This is a genomic window from Nannocystis sp. RBIL2 (assembly GCF_026626745.1).
Lineage (GTDB): Bacteria > Myxococcota_A > Polyangia > Nannocystales > Nannocystaceae > Nannocystis.
Map to the genome: position 1 here is coordinate 6056116 of NZ_JAPNJW010000002.1, position 14060 is coordinate 6070175.

The 14060-nt window shown below is 70.7% G+C and carries 10 protein-coding genes; 6 read left to right on the plus strand and 4 right to left on the minus strand.

Annotated elements, in window-relative coordinates; translation table 11 throughout:
• Positions 1-146 precede the first annotated feature (146 nt).
• Positions 147-269 (minus strand): hypothetical protein, encoded by a 123-nt coding sequence (locus OV090_RS48825; protein ID WP_267712003.1) that lies wholly within the window; start codon positions 267-269, stop codon positions 147-149.
• A gap of 192 nt (positions 270-461) precedes the next feature.
• On the opposite strand from OV090_RS48825, the gene OV090_RS48830 reads away from it, so the two are divergent.
• Positions 462-1688, plus strand: a complete 1227-nt coding sequence (locus OV090_RS48830; RefSeq protein ID WP_267712004.1) for a metallophosphoesterase — start codon at positions 462-464, stop codon at positions 1686-1688.
• 294 nt (positions 1689-1982) lie between these two features.
• Complete coding sequence (locus OV090_RS48835; RefSeq protein WP_267712005.1) at positions 1983-2867, plus strand: hypothetical protein; 885 nt, start codon at positions 1983-1985, stop codon at positions 2865-2867.
• 270 nt (positions 2868-3137) lie between these two features.
• Here OV090_RS48835 and queD read toward each other — a convergent pair whose 3' ends face one another.
• From queD to OV090_RS48850, 3 genes are all read right to left on the minus strand, one after another.
• Complete coding sequence (queD, locus tag OV090_RS48840; RefSeq protein WP_267712006.1) at positions 3138-3503, minus strand: 6-carboxytetrahydropterin synthase QueD; 366 nt, start codon at positions 3501-3503, stop codon at positions 3138-3140.
• A gap of 81 nt (positions 3504-3584) precedes the next feature.
• The gene (locus OV090_RS48845) at positions 3585-4610 is read right to left on the minus strand and encodes a histone deacetylase (protein ID WP_267712008.1); all 1026 of its coding nucleotides are present in this window, start codon (positions 4608-4610) and stop codon (positions 3585-3587) included.
• Positions 4611-4659: 49 nt separating this feature from the next.
• Entirely contained in the window at positions 4660-5565 is a 906-nt protein-coding gene (locus OV090_RS48850) for a YihY/virulence factor BrkB family protein (protein ID WP_267712009.1), read from the minus strand.
• A 278-nt stretch (positions 5566-5843) separates the two neighbouring features.
• Here OV090_RS48850 and OV090_RS48855 point away from each other — a divergent pair, with 278 nt between their 5' ends.
• The 4 genes from OV090_RS48855 to OV090_RS48870 all read left to right on the plus strand — a co-directional run bounded on the left by OV090_RS48855 (position 5844) and on the right by OV090_RS48870 (position 13759).
• Positions 5844-7817 (plus strand): BamA/TamA family outer membrane protein, encoded by a 1974-nt coding sequence (locus OV090_RS48855; protein WP_267712010.1) that lies wholly within the window; start codon positions 5844-5846, stop codon positions 7815-7817.
• Between the two features lie 21 nt (positions 7818-7838).
• Complete coding sequence (locus tag OV090_RS48860; protein WP_267712011.1) at positions 7839-12857, plus strand: translocation/assembly module TamB domain-containing protein; 5019 nt, start codon at positions 7839-7841, stop codon at positions 12855-12857.
• 271 nt (positions 12858-13128) lie between these two features.
• On the plus strand, positions 13129-13323 hold the full coding sequence (locus OV090_RS48865; RefSeq protein ID WP_346660444.1) for a CsbD family protein: 195 nt from the start codon (positions 13129-13131) through the stop codon (positions 13321-13323).
• Between the two features lie 259 nt (positions 13324-13582).
• A complete protein-coding gene (locus OV090_RS48870) occupies positions 13583-13759 on the plus strand; it encodes a DUF1328 family protein (protein ID WP_267712013.1) in 177 nt (58 codons plus the stop codon).
• The last annotated feature ends 301 nt before the right edge of the window (positions 13760-14060 follow it).

Sequence of the window (14060 nt, forward strand, 5' to 3'; positions counted from 1 at the left end):
GGCACGATCGCCGACGCCGGAGTCCGCGCCGGAAACGGGAGGCGAGCGCAGGCGCAGCGGAGGTCGTGGTTCATCGCGCAGCCGCGAGTCGCCAGCGGCTCCGACAGGACGCGCGCGCTGGCTTCACCGCCGAGGTATCGCTCGCGTCACGGCCAGGTCGACTCGTCGATCGAGCGCAGCGAGACCGCGGGCTCGACGACGAGGGTCACCACCGGACGAGTCGACTGCGAGGTGTTTCCACGCGCGGCGCAGGAGGTCGCCGGTCGCATGCTTTTCGAAAAATCGCGGACGGGCGACCGCCGTCGCGTCGAGGCCCCAAGTCGTGACGCTCGCAGGAGACCCGCGAGCTTGCGCACGTGCGTCGACGACTGGAACGGGAGCCCCCGCGCATGGCCTTCCGGGCGCGCAGCGATCGGCCGCTCGTGTATATTGCCGCGGCTGAGGGGACGATGGACATGAAGATGGTCAGCCGAATTGCGCATGGGACAGTGCTCGCGGCGGTGTTCGCCGGGGGTTGCAGCGACGACGGGGGCACGGGCGCGGGCACCCAGAACGTCGACACCACGGCGCAGACGACCGACACGAGCGGCGCGACGCAGGGCCCGGGGCCGACCTCGCAGCCGACCGGCTCGAGCGACGGCACGCAGTCCGGCGGCCAGACCAATACGACCAGCGAGCCCGACCCGACCGCGGGCCCGACGACCACTCCGCCGACCTCGACGACGACGACCGCGACGGCGACGACCACCGTCGACACGACGACGACGACGACGAACACGACCGCGTCTTCCACCACCGACGACGAGACCACCGGCGGGGCGACCGGCGTGGTCCGCTTCGTGGTGCTCGGCGACGTCGGCGAGGGCAACGAGGACCAGTATCAGGTGGCTGACGCGATCATCGCGGTGTGCGAGCAGCGCGGCTGCGACTGGGCGATGCTCACCGGCGACAACTTCTACGACAGCGGCGTGGAGGGCGTCGACGACCCGCAGTGGCAGGAGAAGTTCGAGCTGCCGTACATGGGCATCACGTTCCCGATCTACGCGGTGCTCGGCAACCACGACTACGGCGGCAACGGCATCGGCGTCGACTTCGACACCAACAAGTCGGACTACCAGGTCGAGTACACGCAGCACAGCGAGCTGTGGCGCATGCCCGACAAGTACTACTCGTGGAAGCAGGCCCACGCGGAGTTCTGGGGCCTCGACACCAACCAGGTGATGACCGACCCGTTCAACGGCAGCTCCGACGACCAGCAGAACTGGCTCGACCAGACCCTCGCGGCCAGCACCGCGACGTGGAAGATCGCCTTCGGCCATCACCCCTACCTCTCGAACGGCGACCACGGCAACGCCGGCGCCTACGAAGACCTCGAGGGCATCCCGCTGCCGTTCGTGGCCGGCGAGAGCGTCAAGGAGTTCATGGAGGAGTCGGTCTGCGGCAAGATCGACGTCTATATCTGCGGCCACGACCACACGATGCAGTGGCTGCAGGCAGCTTGCGGCACCGAGTTCATCGTCGCCGGCGCGGGCAGCAAGGCCAACACGATCGAGGGCGACAACCCGTTCCACTTCCAGATCGCCGAGATGGAAGGCTTCACCTGGGTCGAGCTCAACGACAACAGCTTCACCGGCGTCATCTTCGACAAGAACGGCAACGAGCTGTACTCGCGCACTTTCTCGAAGTGAACGCCCGCCCGCGACGCGCCCTCTCGCCAGGGGGCGCGTCGCTCGCGAGCGGCGTGGATGAGGTGAGCTCGCGCGAGCGCCCGGACCGCCGCGGGCGAGCGGCTCGATCATCAGGGAAGAGTTCGACTCGTCCCCCATCACCGGCGTCATCGACGACAAAACCGGACCCGCGCAGAACCGCGTGAGCGGCGAAGTCTGCGACCGATCGGCACGAGCGCGAGCGAGGCCCGCGAGTTGCCGCTGCGGTCCCGTCGAAGCACGGTGAACGCATCGGAGGACGACATGCTGGGGTCGATGTTGGGCTCGCTGATGAGCGTCGTGAGTGCTTTCGAGGCCGCCGATGAGGTGGCGATGGCGTCGGCCCTGCGCGAGCGGGCGGTCGCTGGTCCGGCGGAGTACGCGAATAGATCGGGCGACGAAGCGATGTGCCCGGCGGTCCCGACGATCGCCGAGGAAGAATTCGCTGCCCGCTTCACCGCGGCGGTCTGCGCCCAGAAGGCCGCGTGCGGCTGCGGCGGCGGGGTGGACTGCGTGGTCAGGCTGCGACCCAAGTTCGAGGCGGTGCAGAAGTACGCGCGCGACAATTCACTGGAGTACGATCCCGCGTGTGCTCGGGAGATCCTCACCAGCGCGGTGTATCGGCGCGGGTGCGGCCTCGAGTCCGAGTTTTATAGGCCGTTCTCGCAGTGCGGCGGGTACTGCGAGGTTTTCCGCGGCGACGTGACCAGCGGCGGAGCGTGCCCCAATCTGGACACCGACGTGGCCGCCTACAGCAACTCCTGCGCCGCGGCCGACGAGTATTGCGACATCTTCGATACCTTGACCTGCAAGTCGTTCGAGGACCTGCCGACGATGCAGATCGGCCAGACCTGCGTGGAGGAGAACGGCAACGACCTGGGCGAGTGCGCCGAGGGTCTCACTTGCAGCTACGAATCGAACACGTGCGTGCCGGAGGTCGGCGCGGGTGAAGCTTGCGACGAACCCACGGTGTGCGAGCTCGGGCTCTTCTGCGACAACGGGGTGTGCGCGCCAGAACGCCTCGTCGGAGAGGCGTGCGACGGCGGCGAACAGTGCGAGACGGTCGCCTGCATGAACGGCGTGTGCCGCGACGAGCCGGTGATCTGCCTCGTCGACACCCCGGCCGATCTGATGTGGCCGTTCATGCTGTGGACATGGTGAGGCACGCGTTCAGGCGGCGGATTCGGCCGTGCGGCCGAACAGGTGCCGAAGGAGGTGCGAGCCCACCACGAGCGGATCGGGTCCGGCGAATCACGCGGTCCATGTCCCTTGAGACATGTTCCGAAAAAGACATGTCTCGCTCGCTCGCCAGTCCGGCTGTTTCGAACCCGAGGCGCGCCAGGTTCGACGCGCCGGCGCTTCATCGCCGCGGCTCGCCAGGATGACCCGCGGCAGGCCACGCGCCGACGAGCCGCGCGCGTTCAAAAAAACTCAGCGCTCGTCTTCGCCGCGGTAGATGCAGCCGGAGGTGCAGGTCTCGCGGACCACGACCTGCGACAGGCCGGGCAACGCGGGCAGCATGCGGCGCCAGATCCACCGGGCCAGCAGCTCGCTGGTCGGGTTCTCGAGGCCTTCGACCTCGTTGAGATAGTTGTGGTCGAGCAGCGCGTGCAGCGGCTGCCAGGCGGCGCCGATGTCGGCGAAGTCGACGACCCAGCCGCTCGTCTCGCCGACCGGGCCGGTCACGTGGATCTCGACCATGAACGAGTGGCCGTGGAGGCGCGCGCACTTGTGGTTCGCGGGGACGTTCGGCAGGCGGTGGGCGGCCTCGAAGCGGAACTGTTTAAAAATGTCCATGGCTCGGCGGCGGGGGCGGAGAGTAACGGAAGCCGGCGCGCGCGCCGAGCTGGGCGAGCTCACGGGCGCCGGGGGGGCCGGCTAGAAGCGCCAGTAGGGGGCCTGGGCCGCGCGGGCGCGGCGGACGGCTGTCTCGCCGCCGGGGCTGGCGGGGCCCCCGCCGGGCGGGGTGCTGCCGGTGAGGACCGCGGTGCAGGCGTGGACGCTGTCGGCCAGGCCGCGCAGGTCGTAGCCCCCCTCGAGCAGGAGGACCACGCGGCCGTCGGCGAGGCGGTCGGCGAGGTCGCAGACCACGCCGCAGAGGTGGGCGAAGCCGTCGGCGGTGACCTGCATGTCGCCGAGGGGGTCGTCGCGGTGCGGGTCGAAGCCGGCCGACACGAGGATCAGCTCGGGGGCGAACTGCTCGGCGATCGGGGTCAGGAGGTCGCGGTAGATCGCCGCGTAGTCGCCGTCGCCGAGGCCGCCGGGCAGCGGGACGTTGACCGTGAAGCCGCGGCCGTCGCCGTTGCCGACCTCCCCGGCCGCGCCGGTGCCCGGGTAGTGCGGCGACTGATGGGTGTTGAACACCAGGACGTCGCGCCGGCCCTCGAACAGGTGCTGGGTGCCGTTGCCGTGGTGGACGTCCCAGTCGATCACCAGCACGCGCGACAGGCCGAGCGCGACGCGGGCGTGCTCGGCGGCCGCGGCGATGTTGCTGAACACGCAGAAGCCCATGGCCATGCTGTGCTCCGCGTGATGGCCCGGCGGGCGCACCAGGGCGAAGGCGCGGCGGGCGGCGCCGCTGACCACGGCCTCGACGGCGGCGATACCTGCCCCTGCGGCCAGGTAGGCGGCGTCGACGCTGCCGGGGGCGAGCAGGACGTCGGGGTCGAGGTCGAAGGCGACGCCGCGGGCGCGGTCGACGGCGTCGACGTAGATCGGGTGATGCACGCGGAGGACCTGCTCACGCGTGGCCGGGGCGGCCGACTGCCAGCGGGTGCCGGCGATCGGCTGGCTTTGCAGCTTGTCGCGGATGGCCTGCAGCCGCGCGGGGCTCTCGGGGTGGTGAGGGCTCTGCTCGTGGCCGAGCATGCGATCGTCGCAGACGAGGAGCGTGTCGTGCGCCATGGCGTGGCTCGGCAGCATAGTCGCCGGCACCAGCCGATGCTACCGCGGGTCACGAATGCGAGGTCACGGCGCCGGCCGGGACCTGGCGGGCCTCCTGCGACTGTTGCCCGCGCGAGACGATCGCGCGACCGGAGCGCCGCGCGTGGACCTGCGTGATCTCGGCGCCGAACAGGACGATCAGCGACGAGTAGTAGACCCACGCCATCAGCACGACCACCGAGCCGGCCGCGCCGTAGGCCGAGCCGACGGCGGCGCGGCCGAGGTAGACGCCGAGCGCCCACTGGCCGACGGTGAACAGCAGCGCGGTGGTGGCGGCGCCGATCGCCACTTCGCGCCAGCGGATCTCGGCGTTCGGCAACAGCTTGAACAGCAGCGCGAACAGGCCGGTCATCACCGTCAGCGAGACGCCGAGATCGACGAGGCGCCAGAACCACCCGAGGCCTTCGACGCCGGGCATCGACGACAGGCCGGAGACGATCGAGCCGGCCACCAGCAGGGCGACGACCGCGGCGCCGAGGGCGAGGATGAGGACGAGGCCGAGGAGGCGCCCGCGCACGGTGTTGCGCCAGCCGGACTGGCTCGGCGCGGCGCCCCAGATGTGATCGAGCGCCGACTGCAACTGGCCGAAGGCCGTGGTCGCGCCGACCAACATCACCACGCCGCTGATGATCGCCGACAGCCACCCGCCGCCGGCCTTGTGCGCGTGGGCGAGGATGTCCTGCGCCAGACCGGCGGCCTCTCCGCCGATGAGGTGCTCGAGCCGGTCGACGACCTCGCCGCGCGCCGCTTCCTCGCCGTAGATCAGGCCGACGATCGCCACCAGCAGCAGCAGGAACGGCGCCAGCGACAGCATCGTGTAATAGGACAGCGCGCCCGCCTGCGTGAACGGGTCCTCGCGCGAGAACTCGAGCGCCGCGTCCTTGAGCAACAGGTAGATCTTCCGCAGTGTCGCCATGGGAGCTCGGGGCCTCCTCGGCGAGTGTGATCCGGATCGGCGGGTGCGGCCAGCGACGAGCGGAGCGGGGTGTAGAGGCGCGTCCGCGAACACATGTCCGAAGGGGCATGTCATTGCAGGCATGTCATGATCGGACCGGCGCGGACGTCGTCCGCTCGCGGACATTGCGCGGCAGCGCGGCCGGACGGCTCGAAAAGGGCTGGAGGACGGCCCGCGCGAGGAATCTTGCACCCGCGCGCGTGGCCCCTGAGGCCGGTCGAGATCATAGTTCGCGCGTCATGCGCCCGCTGTGGACATGTCTCTTCGGACTGATGCTCGCGGTCCTCGTCGGCTGCTCGAGCAAGCTCGACGACGTGCGCGGGTCCGACGCGTACATCAAGGACGTCCAGTTCGTCGGGGTCGAGCGGTTCACGGAGAAGGAGCTGCTGGCGTACCTGCACATGGGGGAGACGTCGATCCTGCCGTGGAAGGACCGCTACGCGTTCCTGCCGGCCAACATCCCGGTCGACGCCAAGCGCATCGTCGAGGTCTACAAGGCCCACGGCTACTACGACGCCGAGGTGGTGTCGATCACCCCGCTGGTGAAGGCCGGGCGCGTGCGCCTGTTCACCCGCACGCCGGGCGAGCGCCGGCCGGGCAAGGCGACCATCAAGGTGGTCGTCCGCGAGGGCGAGCCGACTCTGGTCAAGAAGATCGAGCTGACGTTCCCGGCCGGGCGCCCCGGCGTCGCGGTCGGGGACCCGCGGGTCGGCGAGGACGCGCTGCGCCAGCGGATCGCGCTCCGGACCGAGAGCGCGTTCGAGGTGCCGAAGCTGAATCGCTCGTCCGAGCAGCTGCTCGAGACGCTGCGCGACGCCGGCTACGCCAAGGCGGAGGTGCGCGAGTCGGCCGAGGTGATGCCCGGCGTCGGCGCCACGGTGCGCTTCGAGATCCGCCCGGGCCCCTACTACAAGATCGGCAAGATCCGCTTCGAGGGCCTCGGCAACGTGCCCGAGAAGTACGTCCGCAACGAGAGCGACTACGCCCCGGGCAAGCCCTACTCGCCCAAGCTGGTGAAGAAGGTCGAGGCCGCGACCTACGGCCTCGAGGTGTTCGACACCGTCACGATCGAGGAGGTGCCGTCGGAGTCGAAGCCGGGGACGATCGACCTGGTCGTCAAGGCGCGCCCGGCCAAGCCGCAGTCGATCAAGCTCGGCGCCGGCTTCGGCCTCGACCCCGTGCGCTGGGAGCAGCGCGGCAGCCTGCTCTACACCCACAAGAACCTGTTCAAGAACCTGACCCGCTTCGACCTGCGCGCGCGCGCCGGCTACGCCGAGCTGCCGAGCATGTTCAATCCGCAGGAGCACGGGCCGATCGCCAAGCTCGAGCCGACGCTGCGGCAGAAGGGGCTGATCGAGAAGCGCACGGTGGCGTCGCTGTCGCCGGCCTTCGAGCTCGGGATCTGGGAGGGCTACCAGTTCTACAGCCCGACCATGCGGGCCGGCCTGTCGCGCTTCTTCAGCCGCTTCGTCGAGGCCGAGCTCGCCTACAACTTCCGCTTCGTCGACTTCTTCAACGTGTCGCCGACCCTGAAGGGCCAGGACTCGATCCTCGGGCTCGACTTCCGCGACCCGTACACGCTCAGCTACCTCGAGCCGTCGCTGCGCATCTACCTCACCGACTCGGTGCTGCGGCCGAAGAACGGCGCGATCCTCGGGGTCGTCTACGACATCATGGGCCTGGGCGGCGACTTCAGCGCGCACCGCGTGCGCCCCAGCGTCCGCCTGTACTGGACGCCGCACTGGCGCATCACCTTCGCGGGCCGCTTCGAGATGGGGTGGATCGTGCCGTGGGGCCCCCGGGGCGGCGCGCCGATCGACATGCGCTTCTACCTCGGCGGCGCCGACACCGTGCGCGGCTGGGGCCTGCGGCGGCTGTCGCCGCAGGTGTTCCCCGACGGCTGCATGCCCGGCGAGGCCGATTGTCGCGGCATCCCCGTCGGTGGCAACACCATGATCCTCGCCAACATCGAGGCGCGCATCCGGGCCACCAAGATGCTCAGCTTCGTCGCCTTCGCCGACGGCGGCGACGTGCGCGCCGGGGTCAACCAATTCGCCCTGGGCCAATTCAACTACTCGGCTGGGCCCGGTGTCCGCGTGGACACGCCGATCGGCATGTTCCGTCTGGACGTGGGATTCCGCCTCAACGAGACCGAGTACGCGCGCGACCAGAAGATCTGGGCCGTGCACTTCGGGCTCGGTGAAGCATTTTAACCAAGGGCTGCAGGGGACGCGATGACGAGGCTCGGGAAGATCGCACGCACGACGCTGAAGGGGCTGGCGATCCTCATGTTGATCGTGGTCGGCGCGGTCGTGGTGCTCCTGACCACCAACGTCGGGCTGCGACTCGCGCTGCGGGTCGGCCTGCCGATCTACAACGACAAGATCGCCGGCAGCGTGGCGATCGAGGCGGCCGAGGGCTCGCTGCTGGGCTCGTTCACCCTGCGTGGCGTGACGCTGTCCGACCGTGAGGGCCGCGCGCTGATCACCGCCGACGCGCTCGCGCTGGAGTGGTCGCCGCTGGCCCTGCTCGGCAAAGACCTCGCGGTCGACTCGCTGGTGCTCGAGAGCCCGCGCGTCTACCTGCCCGGACCCGGCGGCAGCTTCGCCGACATCGCGCCGCCCGGTGATGATGTCCCGAAGGACATGTCCGAGCCGCCAGGCCCCAACCTCCCGCTCGCCATCGCCGCGGCCCTGCAGCTGCGCGACGGCGCGGTCTACTTCGCCGACGGGGCGCCGATCGTCGAGGCGCTCGACCTCGACCTGCGCGCGCGCGGGGTCGGGCGCGCCGCCGAGGCGGAGATCTCGGCGGGCCGCGGGCGACTGCTCGGCAACCGCGAGATCGAGGAGCTGGTGCTGCGCGCGCGCTGGGGCTCGCCGGTGGCGACGGTCGAGGGGTTGCGAGTGGTGGCGGACGCGGCGTCGATCGAGATCCCGCAAGCGCAGCTCGATGTGCGCTCGTGGCGGATGATCGTCGACGTGAAGGCCCGCGCGGCGCTGGGGCTGCTGGCGGAGTACCTGCCGCCGGGCTCGGTGGAGAAGTTGATGACGCCGGCCGGCACTCTCGAGCTGGCGGTCGCAGCGGAAGGTGTCCCCGAGGACATGGCGGGCGAGGTCCGGCTGGCGCTGGCGCCGAACTTGGCGCTGCGGCTCGCGGGCGCGGGCGCGTGGCGCGGGACGCCGGAGGCCGATGTCACGATGACCGTCGATGCCGACCTGGCGCCGTGGACGCAGTCGCGGCTCGGCCGGGTCCGCCCGACGCTCGAGCTGCACGCGCGGCAGATGCCGAGCAAGCGGCTGGCGCTGGCCGGCGGGCTGCGCTGCCCGGAGTGCGCGTCGCTCGGCGGGCTGTCGCTCGACGTCGACGGCGTGGTCGACCCGGCCGGCAAGAACCTGTCCCTCGAGGCAGCTCTGGACGCGGCCGGGATCGGAGCGCTGGTCGACGTGACCGCCGTGGGCGGGACGCTGCGCGAGATCGACTGGCGGCTGGCGGTGGTCGACGTGGCCCGCCCGGCCGGGGTCGGGCGTCAGTTCGCCAGGCTGCCCGAGCTCGCCGGGACGCTGGCGGGCCGCGGCACCTGCCTCGGGCCGGAGCTGCGCTGCGCCGGCGCGCTCGAGCTGCGCCGGGTCGACGCCGCGGGCGTGGCGGTCGACCGCGCGCGGATCGATCTGGATGTCCTTCAGGGCATGTCCGGTGGCACAGTCGCGGTAGCGCTCGAGGCGCTGCGGGTCGGCGGGCAGACGGTCGATCGCGGCGAGGTCCGGCTCGACGTCGAGAAGCTGGCGCCCGGGCCGGTGGCGCCGCCGGTGCCGGCCGCGCTGCCGCCGCTGCTCGCGCGGGTGCGGGCCGGGGCGGTCGGGCCGGGCACCGGGGCCGAGATCGACGTGTCCGTACGGACAGGTCAGGAGCTGCGCGCGGACCTCGACAAGTTGAAGGCCGAGTTCGCCGGCTTCCACGCCGAGCTCGAGAAGCCGGCGCGGGCGGTGCTGTCGGGCTCGAAGCTGGAGGTCGAGGACCTGGCGCTGCAGATCGCCGGCGGGCGCCTGGCGGCCGCCGGGGTGCTCGACGCCGACGGGCCGAGCGACATCAAGGTCGACCTCGGCGGGCTGGCGCTGGCGCGGCTGCGGCCGCTGCTGCCGAAGCTGCGACCGGCCGGGCTCGCCTCGGCCAACGTGCGCGTCCACGGCCGCCCGGAGGCGCCGTCGCTCGAGGCAGACGTACGAATCGCCCGCGTGGGCCTCAAGGGCAAGACCTTCGGCGACCTCGACGTCGCGGCCCGCCTGAACGGCGGCCGCGCCGAGGTCGACGTCAACCTCCACGGTCCGCTGGCGCGCGAGCTGAAGCTGCGCGCAGAGGTGCCTGTCCATGTGAACATGGCGATTCGGACAGGTTCGATCGGCCAGGCTTACACCAAGGTCGAGCTGCGGGCCCAGGAGGTGCGGCTGGCGCAGCTGCAGCAGTGGGTGAAGCGGCCGGAGATCGCCGGGCGGCTCGACGGCATGGTGCTGTTCGAGGCCAACGGCACCGACGGGCCGCTGGCGACGCCGCGGGTGCTGACGGAGTGGCGCGCGAAGGGGTTGACGATCGCCGGCGCGCCGGTCGGCGACGTGGCGGTCAGCGTCAGTCACCGCGGCGAGTGGTTGCAGGGCAAGGTCGACCTCCACCGCAGCGGCGGGCGGGCGCAGGTCGACGTGCAGGTGCCGCTCGAGCTCGACCCGCTGCGCGGCCACTTCGCGTGGCACCGCGAGCGCGACCACCGGGTCCTGGTGCAGCTCGACGACATCGACGTCGCCGACCAACTCGACGCCATCGCGCCCGGGCACGACGCCGGCGGCAAGCTGACGCTGCGGGCCGAGATGACCGGTCCGGCGACCCGTCCGGAGCTGCAGGCCGAGCTGCGCGGCGAGGGCCTGATGCACCGCCGGATCGCCCTCGGCTCGCTGACGCTGCTGGCGACCATGCGCGACGGCGGCGCGGCGGTCGACCTCTCGGGCGGCGGCGGCCAGGTCGGGCGCTTCCAGGTGCGCGCGCTGGCCCCGGTCGCGCTCGACGCCTCGGGCGTGCGCTGGCGTCGTGAGGGCTGGTACGCGCTGATGCTCGACCTCCGCGAGCTCGAGCTGGCGCCGCTCGAGCCGCTGCTCGGGCTCAACCTCGGCGGGCGCATCAGCGGCGGGGTGACCTTCGACGGCGCGGGCCGCCACCCGAAGCTGCGCGGGGCTGTCCGTGCGGACAGGTTTTCGTTCAAGGGCCAGCCGGTCGGCGCGCTGCGGGCCGAGCTCGAGTTCCGCGACGGCCTGGCGAAGGTCGACGCGCACGGCCGCATGGGCAAGATCACGACCCTCGAGCTGAGCGGCCGGGTGCCGCTCGACGTCGACCTGCGCTCGGGCGAGTTCGCGTGGGCGACCGAGCGGCCGGGCAAGGTCAAGCTCGCCATCGAGAAGCTCGACCACGACGCGCTCGAGCCGTTCAGCCCGCTGCCGCAGCAGGCGCTGGTGGCCCTGAACATCCACGCGCAGGCCGAGATGGACGCCGAGCACGTGCGCGGCAAGGCCCTGGTCAGCGGCGAGATCGGCCACAAGGTCCTGGGCGGCCTGCCGTTCAAGATCCAGGCCGACGTCGACGACTCCAAGCAGGCGGTGCACGGCAGCCTCGGGCGGCGCACCGAGAAGGGCTCGCTGACGTTCGCGGTCGACACCCAGGCGTCGATCCCCAAGCTGCGGGCCAAGCAGGCCAAGCTGACCGACGCGCCGCTGCGCGGCGAGCTCAAGGCGAAGGCGACCGACCTCCGCTACCTCAGCGGCTTCTTCCCCGAGGCGATCTACGACTTCACCGGCTTCTTCTCCAGCGAGGTCACCGCGAGCGGCGTGATCGGCAAGCCCAAGCTGCGCGGCTCGGCGCGGCTGCAGAAGGGCGGCGTGACGGTGGTGGCGCTGCAGCAGCGGTTCCGCGACCTGAACTTCCAGATCGACGCCGACGGGCCGGAGATCAAGCTGACCAGCCTTACCGCGACCAGCGGCGAGGGCCGGCTCAAGGTCACCGGCGGGGTCAAGTTCGCCAGAGGCGGCAAGATGGACGCCGACGCCGACCTCGTCCTGCGCAGCTTCCCGGTGGTCCGCCCGGGCCTGCCGCAGATGATCGTCGACACCCACGTGCGCGCCGACGTCAAGCGCAGCCCGGAGCGGCTCGGGGTGGCGATCGACGTCGACGGCGCCGAGGTGTGGGTGTCCGACCTGACGACGCGCGCGCCCGACCCGCTGCCGGAGAACGAGCACGTCAAGATCGTCACCGGGCCGCTGCCCGAGCTGCAGGCGGCGCTCGGCAGCCAGGCGGCGGGGGCGAGCGACAAGGAGCCCGCGGTGGTGCTCGCCGAGGAGCGGACGCTGCCGCCGTCGAAGACCCCGCCGACGGCCGACGTCCAGAACAGCCACCTCGACCTCGAGGTGCGGCTCAAGCAGCCGGTCCACATCAAGGGCGTGTCGATGGACATGAACTGGAGCGGCGCGCTGGCGCTGCACCGCAAGGGCGAGGAGGCCGAGGTCACCGGCGGCTTCCGTGCCGACCGCGGCCGCTTCGAGCTGCTCGGCAACCGCTTCACCATCGACCAGGGCCGCGTGTTCCTGCCGGAGGACGGCACGACGGTCGACCCCTACCTCGACCTCACCGCCGACACGACCACGCCGCAGGCCGAGGTGAGCGTGGCGATCCGCGGTCGCCTCAGCCGGCCCGAACTGAAGCTGCGCTCGCGCCCGTCGCTGACGGAGGGGCAGATCTTCGCGCTGCTGTTGACCGGCACCGCCGACACGCAGGAGAGCGACCCGAAGAAGACGCAGGCCAGCGCGGCCGGCCTCCTCGTCAACTTCAGCAACCCGACGCTGTCGCGCTTCGCCGACCAGAAGCTCGGCATTGACCGCATCAAGTTCGGCTTCGCCGACGACGTGACGCAGCCGGTGCTGAGCGTCGGCAAGCACCTGACGAAGAAGATCTACGCCGAGACCACCTATCACCACAACGCGCCCAGCGCGCCGGTCCGGGCCAACCGCATCGAGGGCTCGTTCGAGTACCGCTTCAAGCCGCAGTGGTCGGTGGAGACTTTCTTCGGCGACGCCGCGGTCGGCGGTCTCGACGTGTTCTGGCGCCGCACCTTCGGCCGCACCGGCGCCGAGGAACTGCCCCCGATCCGCGACCCCGAGCACCACCCGCCGCCCAAGACGACGCCGACGAAGCAGACGGCGAAGGTCGACACGACCCGCTGAGACTTCGGCAAGACCCCAGGGCCGCGTCGGCGCTCGAAAGGCGCCCACGCGGCCCTCGCGTTTGCGCTGAGTGCCTGCAAGGACAGGTGGTGCATTCGTCGGGATGCTGCGGCATACGCGCCGTAGGCCTGCGCGCTCGCCGCGTCGCCTGCCGCGCCCGTCTGGATCGGCCGCTAGAGCCGAGATGACGGCGTTCAAAGGGCGTAGGCCAGTTCGCGCGAGGGGCAACAGCGATCAGACTATGAGCAGGAGCAGAGAACGAAACATGGCCATCAATCAGGATCAGGCGCAGGGTAAGTGGGACCAGATCAAGGGCAAGGCCAAGCGGATCTGGGGCGAGCTTACCGACGACGATTTCCTCAAGGCAGAGGGCTCGGCCGACAAGCTGTACGGCATCATTCAGGAGCGCTTCGGCGACGGAAAGGAGGCGATTCAACGCAAACTCGAGGACCTCCATCTGCCATAGCAACGAAGCGCCGGCGACATGTGGCCGCCGGCTGAATCACCGCGCCTGCCCCCGATAACGTGTTCGGGGGCGGGCGCGGTCCCTTTTAAGGGCCTGAAGGCCGTAGATGCCTGAATTCGGGCCATTTCGCGGGCTGGGCTCGCTGGGATGGGAATCGAAGTTCGGGGGTTGATTGTGCATAATGAGATGATCAAAATGGCGATAGCATCGTTGCCCCGGCACCCGACCTGGCTATTAATATCCGTAGGAGGAAAAAACAATGCTTCGTTGGGCCGTCGTCTTCTTCATCATCTCGATCATCGCTGCGATCTTCGGCTTCGGCGGGGTCGCCAACGCCGCCTCCGACATCGCGCAGGTGCTGTTCTTCATCTTCATCGTGATCTTCGCGGTGATGCTGGTCGCCGGCCTCGTGGCGGGCAAGAAGATCGCCGGCTGATGCACTCCGGGGCGCGCTGTCCCGCGCGGGACGGCGCGCCGGAGGACCTACCGCGGACGCTGCCACAGGCACGCCGCGGTGCTGCGTGCGACGAGTTCAGCCGGGCGCGGTCGATGACGACCGCCGCGCGCTGCGTCGCGTGACGGCCACAGGCCAGGTCACGTGGCGCGCGCCACGCGGCAGCTCCACGCCACGCATGGCCATCGAGAATATGTCTTGAAGGACAGATGGGACCCCGCAGCGCGCGCCACGCGAGCTGTGGGGTGCCCCGATCTGTCCCGAGCGACATGTGCCTCGAGGG

Coding starts and splice junctions, on each gene's coding strand:
- OV090_RS48825 (WP_267712003.1), bottom strand. CDS start 269: ATGCGACCGGCGACCTCCTGCGCCGCGCGTGGAAACACCTCGCAGTCG.
- OV090_RS48830 (WP_267712004.1), top strand. CDS start 462: ATGGTCAGCCGAATTGCGCATGGGACAGTGCTCGCGGCGGTGTTCGCC.
- OV090_RS48835 (WP_267712005.1), top strand. CDS start 1,983: ATGTTGGGCTCGCTGATGAGCGTCGTGAGTGCTTTCGAGGCCGCCGAT.
- queD (WP_267712006.1), bottom strand. CDS start 3,503: ATGGACATTTTTAAACAGTTCCGCTTCGAGGCCGCCCACCGCCTGCCG.
- OV090_RS48845 (WP_267712008.1), bottom strand. CDS start 4,610: ATGGCGCACGACACGCTCCTCGTCTGCGACGATCGCATGCTCGGCCAC.
- OV090_RS48850 (WP_267712009.1), bottom strand. CDS start 5,565: ATGGCGACACTGCGGAAGATCTACCTGTTGCTCAAGGACGCGGCGCTC.
- OV090_RS48855 (WP_267712010.1), top strand. CDS start 5,844: ATGCGCCCGCTGTGGACATGTCTCTTCGGACTGATGCTCGCGGTCCTC.
- OV090_RS48860 (WP_267712011.1), top strand. CDS start 7,839: ATGACGAGGCTCGGGAAGATCGCACGCACGACGCTGAAGGGGCTGGCG.
- OV090_RS48870 (WP_267712013.1), top strand. CDS start 13,583: ATGCTTCGTTGGGCCGTCGTCTTCTTCATCATCTCGATCATCGCTGCG.